Annotated in this window: 17 protein-coding genes and 1 pseudogene; 3 read left to right on the top strand and 15 right to left on the bottom strand. The window is 44.6% G+C overall.

What is annotated here, in order from left to right:
- Window positions 1-132 precede the first annotated feature (132 nt).
- From VR7878_RS04230 to VR7878_RS04215, 3 genes are all read right to left on the bottom strand, one after another.
- Window positions 133-1,746: a methyl-accepting chemotaxis protein gene (locus VR7878_RS04230; protein ID WP_235862846.1), complete on the bottom strand. Its 1,614-nt coding sequence runs from the start codon at window positions 1,744-1,746 to the stop codon at window positions 133-135.
- A 442-nt stretch (window positions 1,747-2,188) separates the two neighbouring features.
- Complete coding sequence (locus VR7878_RS04220; protein ID WP_077333690.1) at window positions 2,189-3,220, bottom strand: asparaginase; 1,032 nt, start codon at window positions 3,218-3,220, stop codon at window positions 2,189-2,191.
- Window positions 3,221-3,625: 405 nt separating this feature from the next.
- Window positions 3,626-4,240: a LysE family translocator gene (locus VR7878_RS04215; RefSeq protein WP_077334175.1), complete on the bottom strand. Its 615-nt coding sequence runs from the start codon at window positions 4,238-4,240 to the stop codon at window positions 3,626-3,628.
- A gap of 97 nt (window positions 4,241-4,337) precedes the next feature.
- On the opposite strand from VR7878_RS04215, the gene VR7878_RS04210 reads away from it, so the two are divergent.
- On the top strand, window positions 4,338-5,213 hold the full coding sequence (locus VR7878_RS04210) for a LysR family transcriptional regulator (RefSeq protein ID WP_077333688.1): 876 nt from the start codon (window positions 4,338-4,340) through the stop codon (window positions 5,211-5,213).
- Window positions 5,214-5,307: 94 nt separating this feature from the next.
- On the opposite strand, the gene VR7878_RS04205 is transcribed toward VR7878_RS04210, so the two are convergent.
- The 5 genes from VR7878_RS04205 to VR7878_RS04185 all read right to left on the bottom strand — a co-directional run bounded on the left by VR7878_RS04205 (window position 5,308) and on the right by VR7878_RS04185 (window position 10,327).
- A complete protein-coding gene (locus VR7878_RS04205) occupies window positions 5,308-6,237 on the bottom strand; it encodes an isoaspartyl peptidase/L-asparaginase family protein (RefSeq protein ID WP_077333686.1) in 930 nt (309 codons plus the stop codon).
- Between the two features lie 8 nt (window positions 6,238-6,245).
- Complete coding sequence (locus VR7878_RS04200; protein WP_077333684.1) at window positions 6,246-6,980, bottom strand: amino acid ABC transporter ATP-binding protein; 735 nt, start codon at window positions 6,978-6,980, stop codon at window positions 6,246-6,248.
- A 23-nt stretch (window positions 6,981-7,003) separates the two neighbouring features.
- The gene (locus VR7878_RS04195; protein ID WP_077333682.1) at window positions 7,004-8,089 is read right to left on the bottom strand and encodes an amino acid ABC transporter permease; all 1,086 of its coding nucleotides are present in this window, start codon (window positions 8,087-8,089) and stop codon (window positions 7,004-7,006) included.
- Between the two features lie 2 nt (window positions 8,090-8,091).
- Window positions 8,092-9,240: an amino acid ABC transporter permease gene (locus tag VR7878_RS04190; protein WP_077333680.1), complete on the bottom strand. Its 1,149-nt coding sequence runs from the start codon at window positions 9,238-9,240 to the stop codon at window positions 8,092-8,094.
- A 64-nt stretch (window positions 9,241-9,304) separates the two neighbouring features.
- Window positions 9,305-10,327, bottom strand: a complete 1,023-nt coding sequence (locus tag VR7878_RS04185) for an amino acid ABC transporter substrate-binding protein (RefSeq protein ID WP_077333678.1) — start codon at window positions 10,325-10,327, stop codon at window positions 9,305-9,307.
- A gap of 165 nt (window positions 10,328-10,492) precedes the next feature.
- Between VR7878_RS04185 and VR7878_RS04180 the strand changes: the two genes are divergently transcribed.
- The gene (locus tag VR7878_RS04180) at window positions 10,493-11,392 is read left to right on the top strand and encodes a LysR family transcriptional regulator (RefSeq protein WP_077333676.1); all 900 of its coding nucleotides are present in this window, start codon (window positions 10,493-10,495) and stop codon (window positions 11,390-11,392) included.
- A 219-nt stretch (window positions 11,393-11,611) separates the two neighbouring features.
- Entirely contained in the window at window positions 11,612-11,863 is a 252-nt protein-coding gene (locus VR7878_RS20780; RefSeq protein WP_139344003.1) for a hypothetical protein, read from the top strand.
- Between the two features lie 47 nt (window positions 11,864-11,910).
- Here the strand turns inward: VR7878_RS20780 and VR7878_RS04170 are convergent.
- From VR7878_RS04170 to VR7878_RS04140, 7 genes and pseudogenes are all read right to left on the bottom strand, one after another.
- Window positions 11,911-12,237, bottom strand: a pseudogene (locus tag VR7878_RS04170) (type I restriction-modification system subunit M N-terminal domain-containing protein); the annotation flags it as partial.
- A gap of 8 nt (window positions 12,238-12,245) precedes the next feature.
- Window positions 12,246-13,187, bottom strand: a complete 942-nt coding sequence (locus VR7878_RS04165) for a nucleotidyl transferase AbiEii/AbiGii toxin family protein (protein WP_077333672.1) — start codon at window positions 13,185-13,187, stop codon at window positions 12,246-12,248.
- 2 nt (window positions 13,188-13,189) lie between these two features.
- On the bottom strand, window positions 13,190-13,594 hold the full coding sequence (locus VR7878_RS04160) for a DUF6088 family protein (protein WP_000127617.1): 405 nt from the start codon (window positions 13,592-13,594) through the stop codon (window positions 13,190-13,192).
- Window positions 13,595-13,855: 261 nt separating this feature from the next.
- A complete protein-coding gene (locus VR7878_RS04155; RefSeq protein WP_000342585.1) occupies window positions 13,856-14,044 on the bottom strand; it encodes a hypothetical protein in 189 nt (62 codons plus the stop codon).
- Between the two features lie 9 nt (window positions 14,045-14,053).
- Window positions 14,054-14,437, bottom strand: coding sequence for a hypothetical protein (locus VR7878_RS04150; protein WP_031854371.1), 384 nt, complete (start codon window positions 14,435-14,437; stop codon window positions 14,054-14,056).
- Entirely contained in the window at window positions 14,430-15,320 is an 891-nt protein-coding gene (locus VR7878_RS04145) for a tyrosine-type recombinase/integrase (protein ID WP_235862845.1), read from the bottom strand. Before VR7878_RS04145 ends, VR7878_RS04150 begins: the two co-directional genes overlap by 8 nt.
- Before the next feature lie 68 nt (window positions 15,321-15,388).
- The coding region (locus VR7878_RS04140) for an integrase core domain-containing protein (RefSeq protein WP_139343957.1) at window positions 15,389-15,604 on the bottom strand (216 nt) is incomplete at its 5' end.

Here is a 15,604-nt window from a genome sequence, read left to right as displayed (position 1 = left end):
TAATAAGGTGAGATATCATTGCTTAGCCAGTCAGTGAATTGACCAGACCACACCAACAAAATGCCACCGATGAACCGGTGGCATTTTTGTGCAGGACAGATACCACTAAAAGCGTGGCACTTTGCCGGCAGTTTATTGTATTACTTTAAAGAAAGAGAGCTTGGTGTGTAGCTGTTCAGCGAGTTGACTCACATCCTGATTTGATTTTGAACTCTCTTCAATGCCCTTAATGTTTTGTTGTACAAGCGTATTAATCTCTTCAAGCTGTTTTGAAATATCCTGAGTGACAGCACTTTGCTCTTCAGAAGCGGTTGCCACAATGGCATTCACTTCGGTAATTTGAGTCACTTCCGCAGAGATAACCTCAAACGAGCGGGCTAACTCCTCTGTTGCGGTTTTCGCGGAAACCATCAATTCAACATTTTGACTCATTGAATCATCGGCAAGCAGGGATTGCTCTTGCAGTTGTGAGATGATTTTCTGAATATCAATAGTGGACTTTTGCGTCTTCCCGGCTAACGCTCTCACTTCATCAGCTACAACCGCAAAACCTCGACCATGTTCTCCGGCACGCGCAGCTTCAATTGCAGCATTGAGCGCTAATAGATTGGTTTGTTCAGAGATATTATTGATCACCTCAACAACCGTATTAATGTTTTCTGAATATTCTCTCAGTCGATTGACGATCTCTTTCGCATCAAGAATCGAAGCACTGATTTCTTCGGTGGTTTGCGTGGAGTTGTTGAGAATCGACTGACTGGAGCCGATGATGTGATTGGCTTGCGCAGCCGCTTCTTCGGCTTTAACCGCATTGGTTGCGACATCGTGGGCCGTCGATGCCAGTTCTGCTGAGGCGGTCGCCACTTGTTCAACCGAAGAGAGTTCCTCAAAGGAGTTGGTCCGGTTCTGCTCAACCAATTGTAGCGATTGATCTTGCTTCATCTTGATGGCATGCATCACATGTTGACTCTCTGAAACCACACTCGATAACTGGGTCGATAAGGTATCTAGCGATGTGGATATACTATCGAGCTCATTGTTGCTCAACGGTAGTTTTTCCCGGCTGACCGTCCCTTCAGCAAGCGCTTTTAACCATGCGACGATTTTGGGTAAATTTCTTACTTCTCTTTTGGCAAACCAAAAGGAGAGTAAAGAGACAAACAATGAAGTTGAGAGTGTAATCACCCATCCCCAGAATGTCGCGCTTTTTAATTCGCTTTGTGACAGGGTAAATTCTTGATTCGATACATTCAGCTGCAGATTGATTAATGAGGTTAAATCTCCCCCCATTACATCGATAAGTTGATAAAGCTGTTTGATCAACTTGGTATCATCAATTTGATTATTCTTATGTTGTACTAACAATTGTGGAATCGTTGACTCAATCTCTTGAAACTTGGCATTCAGGCGTTGAGTTAACGCTATTTCTTTACCGGTTAATGCTGTGTTTAGGTAAGCTTGCCAAATGCTCTTTGCCTGACTCATTGCATCTGGAATGCTTGAGTAGAGTTGCGTTTTTGTCAGCAGGCCAACATGATATTTGTTGGCGGCATCAATCAAATTTACAGCATATAAATCAGAGATCTTTTTCAAGTCTGCTAATGGAACGACACGATCCAGATATACCGATTCAAATCGATTCATCACTTCGCGGGAAACCATACCATTTAAGGTATGCACACTAAATAGAGCGAGGGAAAATAATAATGGTATCAATAATAACTTGGTTGAGATATTTTTCATCATCTTAGCACGTCAGTAGTTGAAGGTCAGTTGTATAAAAGAAGCCATTAATGACGTGAGATTATAATTATAGTCAATACAAGAATGAGTCTATGCGATAAAAAATTGAGTTTCTACTCAAATCCATGCTTTAGAAGCAATAACTGACAAAATGGAGTTTTGTTCTGTTATTTATTTTTTGGTTGGTTTAACTGGTTGGTTTTTTATATTTTATGTGGAATTTTCTTGTATTTATCCGTTTAAAATAGATAAAAATTTGGTTAATAATCAGCAAGTGTTGATTGGCACAAGCAACATTTTCTTACTTTCTCTATCATCTTGTCTTGATTGATTATTTGAATTGTGTTGAGGAATCGAGTGTATGGTGAATGACAATAAAAGGATGGAAACCCATCCTTTTATTTTGGTTTTTTTATTATTATAAATATTTGATTTAAATTAACTTTTATAGCTTGGCAAAGTATTTGCGAATCTCATCCACGGATTCGCCTTTAGCTAAAGCGAGCTCTAAAATTACTTTTGATTTCTGTGGGTTATAGAACCCTGAACCGATTGCATTGTCATGTGTTGAGACATAACCTGTATATACTCGGCTCGCAACGACGACGGGAATTCCTTTTTTCATTGCATCCTTAATTGCGTCCTGAATCCAGCTCGGCGTTGAGCCATCTCCCGTGCCCGCGATGACAATCCCTTTCGCACCATTTTTAATCGCGGCTTTAATTAGTGAGTCATCCTGATCCTGATAGCTATATAAGATATCGACCTTAGGCAGCTCTTTAATATCTGAGATATCAAAATGTGGCTTTTCCATCGGTTGCGTGTTTTTGTAATAAAAGTAGGGTTGGCCGCTGATGAAACCACCGAGATAACCAGCCTCTGGCGCTTGGAAAGTTTCTACGGCGTGCGTATTGGTTTTGGTCACGTAATAGGCCGGGCTAATCCGGTCATTCATGGCAACCATCGTGCCACGGCCATTTGCTTCATCGACGCTAGCCAGTTTTACCGCATCATATAGATTCATCGCACCATCGGCACTAATTGCTGTGGCCGGTCTCATGGCGCCAACGACGACGACTGGTTTTTTACTGTTAACTGTCAGATCTAAGAAGAAAGCCGTTTCTTCTAATGTGTCTGTACCATGTGTTACAACAACTCCGTGAGTTTCATCTTTGGCTAGATCTTCATTAATGGTTTTCGCCATATTCAGTAGCGTCTTTTTATCGATGTCAGGCGATCCGACGTTAGCAATTTGGACGCCGCTTACATCTGCGAAGCCTTTTAACTCTGGCACTGCGTGGATCAGTTTATCAACCCCTAAGCTGCCTGCTTTATAGTCCGTACTATCCACATTTGAAGCAGATGAGCCTGCAATTGTTCCGCCTGTGGCATAGATGGTGACATGAGGTAAATTATCCGCGTAACTTGACATGCTGGTGAGTAACATGATTGCAGATACCAAATATCTCTTTTTCATTACAAAGTCCTTTTAATAGAAAATACTGCAATACCAATAAAGCATTATTCATGCCATACAAATTTGGTGTTTTTTTATAATAAAAGGCCTTTCTTTGGATTGTTTTGGTGCAATCGGTTACATTTTGCACCAAATAATAACAAATATATTTATTTCAATATGTTGCATATGTTATTTTTGTATTTTATTTTGATCATAAATCATATTTTGTCCTGATTTACCTATATAAAATTAGTCTGTTTCTCCACTTAGACGATGAATAGCATATATGGGTGTTGTTTCATCTGAACGTGTCTTGCTCTTTGTTGCGGGTCATTTGCTTAGGATAGCTAAGCGGCATGCCTCGCGCCGCGATCAATACCCGTTCAGATTGAACAAAATTCAACCACGAAAGGTCAACAGCCCCTAGAGTGACAGCGTTGCACCGAAGGCGATGAGGCCGACACCACAGGCTTGATTAATCCGATGTCCGATCCTCTGGAAGACCGCTAATATTTTCTCAGAAGTAATCAGAAACGCGATCAGGCAAAACCACAAGATATGCAATGCAGCAATGTACAGCCCATAAATCAACGCAAATGGGGTGCTGTTATCCATGTCCGGGGAGACGATTTGACTAAATACACTGAGAAAAAACAGCATCGTTTTCGGATTTAACAGGTTACAGAAAAAGCCCTGTGTAAAATATTTGCGGGGATTGTGCGCCTCCTGCGGCCGGGACACCGTTTTATGACTGAATGTAAACTTTGAGCAAAAAAGGGCAGTTACCCCCAAGTAGATTAAATAGGCTGAGCCGGCATATTTAATCATGTTGAACAGCACCACATTCTGTGACAATAAGTGACTGATGCCAAGAATTGAGTAGGTAATATGGATGCAGACGCCAACCCCAATGCCCAGTCCGGTCAACAATCCTGCTTTCCTGCCACTGCTCAGGCTGTTTTTAACCACGAGCACAAAGTCTACACCGGGGCTTATGACAATTAACAATCCCAAAATGATATAACTTGTGATTTCCATATCCGTTCTCTCATCGGTTGATTTGAGATTATTGTAACTATCCGGGAGCAAGTTATAATCGAAAAAATTGCACATATTATGTGAGAAAAATTCACCAATGAGACACTTGAAAGCTTTTCATGTTTTTCACATCGCTGCTGAGTCTGCCAGTTTCACGGAGACGGCAGATAAGCTTCATATTACTCACGGTGCGGTTAGTAAGCAGATTAAATTGTTAGAAGCCCACCTTGCTCAGCCGCTGTTTTACAAACAAGGACGAGGATTGAGACTGACACCGGAGGGCACGCTGCTGAAACAGTACACGGATGTTGCTTTTAATGCGTTAGACACTGGTATTCATAAAGTAAAGCGTGCCTCGGTTCATTATCTTGAAGTCTCCTGCGAGCCGACATTAACCATGCGTTGGCTGATGCCGAGACTGGCGGACTATTACCAGACATCTGGTGTCGATATCAGATTATCGACGGCAGGCGGCCCTGTTACCTTAGGCGAGTCAGGTTTATCGATGGCCATCCGTCGTGATGACTTTGATATCCCGGCAAACTATGGGGTGCATCCGTTAGCGGAAGAGTGGGTCGGGCCGGTGTTTTCTCCGCAATACTGGCATCAGGTTCAACATGATTTTTCCACTATCACCCTGCTTCACAGTGAGACACGCCGTGGCGCATGGGAGGATTGGTCAAGCCGATCAAACCATGAACTTCACCTGAACAGTGTTAGTCAATCATTCGACCATTTTTATTTCTGTTTACAAGCGGCTGTTGACGGGTTAGGGGCAGCAATCGGTTCATATCCCCTGGTTGCTGATGATTTGGCAAATGGCAGACTGGTTGCTCCTTTTGGCTTTATTTTGTCCGGTTATCACTATGTATTATTGCGACAATCACAAGCATCGGGAACCCAAGAGCAACAGTTTCAGCAATGGCTTGAAGCGCAATTCTCAACGTGTGTGCCTTCATGTGAGGGCGGGTGACCCATCGACTGAGGGAGGAGCAACCGACGCCAGCCAGAGGGAGTCTGACGTCAATTGAACCGTTTGGATTTCGACGTGGTAGCGCAGTGGATTGCTATTCGTAAATTTTTGCTTGTGCCGGTTGGTTCGAGCCGCCCCAGCCCCGGTACATGCCTTCGGTGTTGAATGGCAGGACAATGTTCCCTTGGTGATCGACAGCAATCACACCACCACTGCCTCCGGTGCTTTTCAGATCGGTAAAGATCACATGATTGGCGGCTTGCTCCAGACTTTCGTGTGCCAGCGCCATTCGGGATGAAATATTGTGGGCAACCACATGTCTGAGGAAATGCTCGCCATGGCCTGTCGCTGAAACCGCACAAGTTTGGTTGTTGGCATAAGTCCCGGCGCCAATCACCGGTGAATCGCCAATACGGCCATATTGTTTGTTGGTGATTCCTCCGGTCGATGTGGCAGCGGCCAGATTGCCGTGTTTATCAAATGCGACAGCACCAACCGTCCCGTATTTGTAGTCGTTCTGGGTGGGTTCGAGAATGACTTCCTGTGCTTTCAAGGCCGATTGAAGCTGTTGATAGCGCATCTCTGTGGAGAAGTAGGTGTTGTCTACTTCGACCAACCCGATATCGCGCACAAACTGCTCTGCGCCTTCACCGCCCAGATAGACGTGAGGGGAGTTGTCCATGACTGCCCGGGCGACGTTAATCGGATTCGGACTGTAACGTATTCCCGATACTGCACCGGCATCAAGGGTTTTGCCGCACATGATCGACGCATCGAGCTCATGGGTGCCTGCGTGATTGAATACCGCACCTTTGCCTGCATTAAACCACACGCAATCTTCCAGCATGTTGACGGCAACCTGAACCACATCCAGCGCACTGGCACCTTCTTTCAGGCTGGCTAAACCGTCTTCGACAATGTTTTTCAAGACCGTCGTAATTTCTGATTCTTGTTCCGGGGTTAACTTGCCTTTAGACATTGCCCCTGCACCGCCATGAATCGCAATAGAATACTTGTTTAACATATACGTCCTTAATGATGAATCAGCTGATTGAGAAACTCGCGTGTGCGAGGTGATTTAGGGGCTGAGAAAAATGCTTCAGGATTGTTTTCTTCAACGATCTGCCCTTGGTCCATAAAGATCACACGGTCAGCGACTTTGCGGGCAAAGCCCATCTCATGCGTCACGCACAGCATGGTCATCCCTTCGCTGGCAAGGTCGGTCATCACATCCAATACTTCCGCAATCATTTCCGGGTCGAGCGCTGAGGTGGGTTCATCAAACAACATCACCTCAGGATTCATACACAGTGCGCGGGCAATCGCAACCCGCTGTTGCTGACCACCGGAAAGTTGGGTCGGATATTTGTTGGCTTGCTCTTTGATCTTCACTTTTTTCAGTAAGCTTAACGCTTTATCAATCGCAACTGAGGCTTTGGTGCCCAGGTTTGCAGTCTGCGGTAAGACGCAATTTTCCAGCACGGTGAGGTGAGGGAACAGGTTGAACGACTGAAAACACATCCCTACTTGCTTACGCAGTTCAATCAGGTCTTTGGGGGTGTCACTGACTTCCTGACCGAACACATTGAGTGAACCGGATTGGTGCTTTTCCAACTGGTTGATACAGCGGATCAGCGTTGATTTTCCTGAACCGGAAGGGCCGCAAATCACGATACGTTCACCTTTCTTCACGCTGAGATTGATATCGCGCAGCGCATGGTATGAGTCGTACCACTTATTTAAATTCTTGGTGTTGATGACTTCCATGTGTAACTTCTCCTAAAGGGGCATTATTTTAAGCGGCGCTCTAAATGAGCAGCGTACTGAGAGAGTGAAAAACAGCAGATAAAGAAAAACACCGCCAGAAATGCGTACATTTCATTTTCTAATCCAACCCATTTCGCATTGGAGAGTGTGCTGGAAGCAACACCGACCACGTCTAACACACCGACGATCATCACTAGTGTGGTCTCTTTTAAAATACCGACAAATTGATTCAGCAACGGTGGAATGGAGTTTTTCAGGACTTGCGGAAGAATGATCTGTCCCATCATTTTCCAGTAACCGAAACCAAGGGCTTGAGCCGCCTCAAACTGTCCCTGAGGAATCGATTGCAGGCCGCCGCGAATCGTCTCAGCCATATAAGCCGCAGTGAACAGCACCAGTACCGCAACCACACGTAACAACACATCGAATTCTTGACCCGGTGGCAGGAATAACTGGATCATGAGCGAGGCCATAAACAGCAAGGTGATGACAGGAACGGAGCGCACCAACTCGATGTAAGCCACACTGAGCCAGTGAATCACCGGCCGTTTTGAGCGGCGTCCCAACGCAAGTAAGATGCCAAGGGGCAGCGCAAACACCATGCCGAAAATAGCCAAAAACAGGGTTAGCATAATGCCGGCAAATTTGGTGGTCGATATGGTCTCTAAACCAAAGGTTCCGCCCTTGAGCAGCATCCACATTGCAAAAGGCAAAACAGCGATATAACAGAGCATTACCAGCTTATTAAAGCGTTTGATATACAGCATCGGGATCGCGATAGCCGCTAAACCAAAGGCGACATCGACGCGCCATTGTTGCGCCTCCGGATACATACCATAAGTGAACAGTTCGATACGGTTCACCACGGGTAACCAACAGGCACCGCCAGACACGCAGTCCGCTTGGGATTCTCCGACAAACGTGGCATCAAAAATAAACCAGTTCAGCAGTGTCGGGACCAGCCAGATAACAAACAGTAAGCCTGCGATGGTGAGAAAAGTATTGAATACCGAAGAGAACAAATTCTGACGGCACCATGCTTGCCATCCCGCTTTTATTTCAATCGCCGGGCGAGGTTCAATATATGTCATGATAGTTTTACTTTGCATGTTTATTTCCCTATCGCAACGTGTGAGTTGTACCAGTTCATCAGTAAGCTGGTGACCAGGCTGAAGACACAATACGTCCCCATTACGATCAGGATGCACTCAATAGCCTGTCCGGTATTGTTTAAGGTCGTACCGCCGGTAGAGGACACCAGCTCCATAAAGCCGATCACGACACCGAGTGACGAGTTCTTAATAATATTCAGGTAAACACTGGTGATTTGCGGCACCATCGGATAAATGGCCTGCGGCACAATCAATTTCCACATAATGGCTGAATCGTTAAATCCAAGTGCTTTTCCGGCCTCGTGCTGGCCTTTGGCGATGGACTGAATACAGCCCCGGACGATTTCTGCAATGTAACTGGCACTGTAAACCGAGAGCGCAATCCACAGCGCGACCAGTTCCGGAATCACAATCATCCCGCCCTGAAAGTTAAATCCGGCCAGCTTTGGTGTGCTGTACTCGAAATTGCCGGAGACCAGAGTATAGAGAACCACCAACAAGGGTAACGACACGATGATCGCCAATAGCCGGGGCCATAAAACCGGGGTAAAACCGACCCACTGAACCTTGCTGATCACCGCTTTGCGATAGGCAAATGCCGCACAACACGAGACAAGCAACGCGAGAAATATATAGCCGCCCCAGCCCGCGAATGACAAATGGGGAATGGCCAAGCCACGGTTAGAAAGGTAAATGTTATCGCTTAGCTGAATACTGTTACGAATCGCCGGCAAGCTGAGGAACAGGGCATACCACCAAACGAGCTGAACCACGAGTGGTACATTACGAACCAATTCCACGTATGCACGGCACAGGCGACTGACCACCCAGTTATTCGAGACGCGACCGACACCGATAATAAAGCCAATGACGGTTGCCAGAATGATACTTAAAAACGAAACCAGCAGTGTGTTGGCAACCCCCACGTAGTAGGCTTTTAAGTAAGTATCATTTTGGTTGTAATCAATCAGGCTAAACGAGATGTCATAACCGGCACGTTCACGAAGAAAGTCAAAACCCGTGGTAATGCCAAGTTTGCCAATATTTTCAGAAGCGTTAGTACCTAAGTACCAAAATAAGAGTGTCACCGTGATTAACAGTAAGGCTTGCTGGCCCCAGTCTATCAGGGTTCCTTTGGTCAATTTCATGTGTGATTCCCACCTGTCCATGGAAGGTCAGCCCACGCAAACGCAGGCTGGTCGTTAAAGTCGATTAACGGAAAGGCGGGGAGTACATTAAGCCACCGTTGGTGTATAGCGCGTTCGCTCCACGTTCAAATTTCAGGGGTGAATTGACCCCGACATTGCGGGCAAAAACTTCACCGTAGTTTCCGGTTGCTTCAATCGCTTTCAGTGCCCAGTCCGGTTTCAGACCTAAATCTGTGCCAAGGCTGCCTTCAGTCCCAAGCAGACGTTTAATCTTAGGCTTTGGTGATGATTTAGCCAGCTTTGCGGCATTTTGTTGCGTGACACCTAACTCTTCAGCTTCGATCAGCGCGTTACCGACCATGGTAACGACATCACGCCATTCGTTATCGCCTTGTTTGACGTAAGGGCCAAGCGGTTCTTTTGAAATCACTTCCGGGAGAATGACGTGCTGGTTTGGATCTTTAAACAGGGTACGGCGCGCCGCTAATCCTGTGACATCATTGGTGAGTGCATCGCACCGGCCTTTTTGGTATGCCGCGTACAGCTCTTCTGTCTTTTCAAAAACAACGGAACGATAAGTCAGCCCTCTTGATCCGAAGTAGTCAGCAAGGTTATGTTCAGAGGTAGTCCCCGGAGAGAGACAAAACGTTGCACCATTGAGCTCGGTTGCTGATTTAATTCCGAGAGATTTACGCGTCATGAAACCTTGACCGTCATAAAACCAGATCGTGGTGAAGTCAGCACCCAGTTTGGCATCGCGAGAAACCGTCCAGGTTGTCGAACGTGACAGAATATCGATTTCGCCGGAAGCGAGGGAGGTGAAGCGGTTTTTGGAAGTGGTGGTAATGTATTCAACTTTTTTCGGGTCACCTAAAACAGCCGCCGCGACCGCACGGCAGTAATCCACATCCATGCCTGCCCATTTACCTTGGTCATTGATGTATGAAAAGCCCATTTTGTCGCTTGAAACACCACATTTCAGCGTACCACGTTGAATAATATCGTCTTTAAGATTTGCATAACTGGCCGTTGAGAAACCGACGGACAGTAATCCATATGCAATAACTGCTATTGACTTAAGTCTCATAATAAATCCTTTTATTTATTACAGTTTAATGGGGTTGTTGTTAAATTTCCCTTTCCTTTGATGATAATCTATGCGTTTATCTATACTGATTGGAAGCATTTGATGTCTTGTATTTTGCATGACTTATGCAAAATTTCGATAATGTGAAGATGAAGGAATTAAAGGATGAATGTTCGCTGGTTAAAGGATTTTATCACCTTGGCAGATTGCCAGAAATTTTCATTGGCCGCTCAATTAAATGCATCTTCTCAGGCTGCATTTAGTCGCAGAATTCAGCAGCTGGAGCAGCATCTGAATGTTGAACTGTTTGACCGAAGCCGGACTCCCGTCAAGTTAACACCGGAAGGCAAAAGGCTTTATCCCATTGCCGCAGAAATGGTACAAATGGCGGAACGCTGTGAAGAGATGGTGGCCAATAAACCGAACCCGATGGTGTTTGCGTCTTTGCATACTTTGGCTTGTAACTTTTTCCCGCAGTGGTTTACGCAAATATTGAACTACATGACAACACCGCTTGTCAGTAGCATCGATTCGGGGGTACGTTCAGTGACCGGCTATCAGGCTGCATTGCAATCTCAGCGGGCTGATTGTTTACTGTTTTATCAAAGTAACCAAGCGGCACGCTATTTCGAATCGGATGAATTTGAAGTGTTAAAATTGGCGGATGACGCACTGATTTGGGTTTGTGGTGCATCGTTCTCGCTCAAACTGCTGGAAGAAGTATCCATTCCCCATTTGACGTATGCACCGTCTTCTCAGCTTTTGGAGCTGTCTCAGCCGCTGTTTAACGCCACACCTCAGGCGAAAAAACTCTCGGTTGTTTTCCAATCCACCATTTCTGAATCTCTGCTACCGATGGCGATACACGGCAATGGTGTGGCTTGCATTCCTTATTCTGTAGCGAAGGCATATATCGATGACGGCAGGCTCGTTCACATTTGGTCAGACTATCGCGAGCCACTGGAAATTGTGTTGGTGCGACTGGCCGATGCCAAAAGCCCGCATCCTTACATCAACGAGCTATTTGAACATGCCAAAACGATAGCCGGGCAAAGTGAGAAATGAGGGGGATGATGCCGAATTCAGGACTTCAATAAATCAATAAACCCTTACATCTCCGGCAGCGCCCCCCGCCCCCGAATCAACCGACCTTTTTGGACACTTTTGCGGGCAAGGCAAAAGTGTCTGGGGCGCGGAGCATGAAGGCACAGAGAGCGGCAAAGCCATCGCGCAGCATACAACCCGTCAAAATTAAGATGTCACTCGCATAAAACAGAAAACCCCATGTCATCCAAAGTACCAATCTCTCCGACACACCACAAAATCCGGCAACCAGCCAATCACCATGAACCCCCACAGCGATTACGATTCTCAAGCACCGACAGAACCAGTGCCGGGATTCGAACCCCGCACATTCACTTCCAGCATATAAAGACCATGCCTTGTATCGCATACGCTTTATGTGTAGCCTTAGCTCGCTCAAGTTACGGTGGGCTGGCAAGGCAACCTCTGGTTGGCCGTTCGGAAGTGCGGTAGTTCGAACCTTGTTCAGCTCACCACCTTCAGAGATTCGAACCTCTTGGTCGACTAAAAGCAGACAAAGAATCACGAACATACGCAATGTCAAAGTCTTTACCGTCATTGACCCACGTTGAAAACAGGTTGTCATATGCAATGAAGTAACCTAGTTCATCTTGGACAAACTTAACTGTGTCGGCATCCGCTTCACTTACCTTTGAAATCAATTCGTTATCAAAGTCATTTTGGAGTAAGAACTGAACTTGTTTATCAGACAAGAACTTATAGAAGATGAAGCCCAAAATGTAATCTTTGTAGTCGTTGGCTTCAATTTTAGAACGCATCTGGTTCGCCGATTCCCAAATTTTGGCGGCAAGCTGTTGTTTATTCATTTTTTACTCTAAATGGTTGTTATCAGTGACTTCGCAATTCGTTTAAATGAAGCAAAGCACGTATCAAAATCGTGTGGTTGTGGGTTAAATACCATTGGTTTTACAAAGTCATCAAAACGTTGTCGAAAGAGGGGATTACTCTCTAATTCTTGTAACCCGAGATTCAATTCATTGACAGGATCTTCGACAAACTCGGCATGTTGGTTGCCAAAACGTTGGATGTCTTCTTGTAAAACCGTGTGAAAAAGTGGTGCGAGTATTTCGCTAGTAGTTTTTTCCGCGATATCGATACAGTGAACATCGTAAATGTGACGAACCAAAGTGGCATCGTCGTTTCGCTCCGAGTCACGCTTGACCAACATGGTACGGCGGAGCATAGAAAGAACTTTTTCCACCAAAGTTGCCTGAATAGAAACGCAAGCAAACGCGTTGACTTCTCTTGATTGTTGGTAAAGTTCTGAAACCAACGATTGTATGGAGCGTTCTTCTATCGCATGAAGAGAAATCGTTTCCATTAACTCAAGCTTGATAATTGGACGCAAGCAAGGAGCTTGGCTAAATTGTTGAGGATATTTAAGCTCATATTCCACATAACGATATTCGTTACGTACTAATTTATCTTCGATAGCAAAGTGACCTGATTGTGCGATTCTCGCTTCGATTTGCTCAACCAATGCTTTCCGTAAAGCCTTTTTTTTACCACGGCTTAAGGCGACAAACTCCTGTGAAGGAATGAGTTTAATATCTACATCTTCTGACATACGGAGTATTTTGACATCAGATTTGGCAAGTGCCGTACCACCTGAGAAAACCAGTTTGTGTGTTTCAACTGAGAGTGCTTCAAGCTCCGCAAGTAAAGCGACGACCCAATAATCTTTCTCAATGATCGCTGGGTTTCCTAGTGCCAAAGCATCGGAAACCTCTAAGAATTGTTGTTTTAGTTTTTTCATCGTCAATTTTGTGAGTTAAGTACTCTGTTACCTACGACTAATTTGCGATTAAATTGCTTTGGGTTCCATGAGTACTGGACGGATGAAGGGATTTGAGTACTCTGACCTGAAAGGCTTTGCCAAGAGAGGCTATCCATTTCAAAATCGACGCCTTTCATCTTCAAAATTTCACGCATCAGAGCATCAGTACCGCCAGGGTGTGTGGGCATAGGTTTACCCGTTAGGCTATTGAGTTTGGCTTTGGTATACAGACCGTAGCCAATCTTAATCAAATCACCTTGTTTAACTAGTTGTCTTAGCGCTCGTCCAACCTGGTCGTAGCTTGCTACATCATCAAAGTCTTTACGTTCAAAGACGTAACGTCTAGAGCGTTTTATCTTTTGATAAATACATTCAACGGCTGTCATTTGAACCTCCTTCGCTTACATATTGGCTTCAGTATAACTTACCATGTTGCCAATAGGAATAAATACGGCATTTCAACAAGACGAAATGCGGCATAAAAACAAAGTAGATTGTTTTTAACTAGTTGTATTTTAATTGTTTATCGCAAGATCGTAAATTATCACCTTGATCGAAATAGTTTATTCCACCTTGTTTAAATTCTGAACGGCTAGATTCTGTATTATTTTTAAATAGGCGGCAGAAGCCGCCATGTTTCGATGTTACTACTCTTGTCTATTCAGCTCTTTTGCAATGACTTTAAGTACTTCCGCTGTGATATTTGCTGCTTTCGCTCTGGTAACGATTTTAATATTGTCACCATATTGAACCCAAGCATCCCCATCGTTCACAATTCTAACCATGGCAAAAGTATCTAAAGTCAGAGCATTGTCTATTAGTTGATTATCATCCATAACAACTCTCTACATCAAATTGACGAAAACTGAGAATGGTACTTGGATTCCATTCGTTTGAAGTCGCATTCCATGCTGCTCTAGAAAGTGCATTAGAAACAGAAGTTTATCCTCACGTTCTTGTTCATCTTCTTGCAATTCATAACCCAATATTAGTTTTAGCTGGCTAAATGACTCTATAGTGGAATAAATTGAATAGACACTGTCTAGCTCATCGAAAATTGTTCGGGTTGGGTTACGCCTCAAAGACAACTTAAGTCGATAAACTCGGCGGATATGTTCGATGTTTATTCCACAACTGACTAGATGCGTAAAATCATATTCTTGAGTGAAATCCGCATGTTCCAACGCTTCTGTCACGGCTTGAAGCTCAAAATTCGCTAGTTTACGCATCGTTTACCTCCAGACATGGGAATTTGTTTACAGCATCATGTAGTTGTTGAATTTGAGCTTGTTTTCCATAGCGACCATACGTGATGTTGGGGTGAGCATGACCAACGATCTCCGCAACGACATGCTCAGGTATATCAGCAATCTTTAACTCATCGATAAAAGTGTGTCGGAACGAGTAGGCAGTTGGCCGTGCATTGGGTTTCATTCCAATGGCTGTTTGTAATTTTCCTAAGTTAGTGCGGTATCGAAATGACCAATCTTTATTCTCGCCATGTGGTTTATAGTTAAACAACTGTTTCTGCTTTTGCTCTCGGCGCTCTTGCACATACTCAAGAAACCCTCCTTTTATCAATTGACTGTGCAAGGGGACAATGCGAAAAGCATTGGTCGTTTTTAGCCTCTGTCCCGCTTCGGAATCAGAAATCGAGATGCATGGGACACCATCAATCATTTGGATATTATGGGTTGTTAATTGACAAACCTCTGAAGGGCGGCATCCTTGGTAAATTTGCAGTTTAGTTGTCCACTGGAACTGAGCGTCTTTTTTACGAAATTCAGAGCTGGATAATAGCCTTTTGATCTCTTTCAACTGCCAGCGGTCACGTTGCTGTGATGCTTTTGTACCACGAGTCTTTGGTGCTTTTATGGCTTTGAAGACATTTTTCTCAATGAGTTCAATTCGTTCGCAGTAATCAAAGAACTGTTTATTGGCCGCAATGTATTCTTTTACTGTTTTTGCACTTAATCCCGTTTCAATTAAGTGGTCTCTGTAAGTGTTGGCAGCTTTGGCAGATAAACTAACGTTTTGCTTGGTTAGGTAATCTAAGAAATTTGTGCAACGCTGATTCAACTGCGTCAGAGTTAATGGTGTAACTTTTTCCAAACGTTTACTATGGATAAAGTTGTCTAACTCAGTGATGAGTACTTGCTCATCTGACCTGCCCCCAAGAATTAATCCAAAATTTCATTAGTAATGCTTATTAAATCACCATTGTTCGTTACTGTTCTTGTGGTTGCTGCAAACTCAGATGGAGTCAGATAATCCAGTGCTGAGTGAGGACGATTTTCATTGTAATCCATACGCCAGCTACTGATGAGTTCACGAGCATGACTCAGATCCCGAAACCAATGTTCGTTTAAACATTCATCGCGGAACTTTCCGTTAAA

Origin of the sequence: Vibrio ruber DSM 16370 (assembly GCF_900163965.1) — a bacterium.
GTDB classification, from domain to species: domain Bacteria; phylum Pseudomonadota; class Gammaproteobacteria; order Enterobacterales; family Vibrionaceae; genus Vibrio; species Vibrio ruber.
This window is presented reverse-complemented; position numbering and strand designations above follow the sequence as displayed.